This is a genomic window from Terrisporobacter mayombei (assembly GCF_020748465.1).
Lineage (GTDB): Bacteria > Bacillota > Clostridia > Peptostreptococcales > Peptostreptococcaceae > Terrisporobacter > Terrisporobacter mayombei.
Window position 1 is genome coordinate 1 of the sequence record NZ_JAHZMP010000300.1, and the last position, 431, is coordinate 431.

Consider the following 431-nt stretch of genomic DNA (forward strand, 5'->3'; position numbering starts at 1 on the left):
GGATATGCCTTCTCGCGTTCAGCGTTGGTTGCGCCCGGAAGCGTTGCGTACTCATGACGCTATCGACGGTAAACCATTCAGCGGTGCCGTGCCGTTTGGCAGCGCCAAAAACGATTTAGTCAAAACCAAAAGTTAATCCTGTTGCCCGGTCTATGTACCGGGCCTTTCGCTAAGGGAAGATGTATGTCGTTACTTGCACAACTGGATCAAAAAATCGCTGCTAACGGTGGCCTGATTGTCTCCTGCCAGCCGGGTCCGGACAGCCCGCTCGATAAACCCGAAATCGTCGCCGCCATGGCATTAGCGGCAGAACAGGCGGGCGCGGTTGCCATTCGCATTGAAGGTGTGGCAAATCTGCAAGCCACGCGTGCGGTGGTGAGCGTGCCGATTATTGGAATTGTGAAACGCGATCTGGAGGATTCTCCGGTACG

At 55.2% G+C, this 431-nt stretch carries 1 pseudogene; it reads left to right on the plus strand.

Annotated features, from left to right (window positions below):
- Positions 1–183: 183 nt before the first annotated feature.
- Positions 184–431 (plus strand): annotated as a pseudogene (locus K0039_RS25575) (hypothetical protein); the annotation flags it as partial.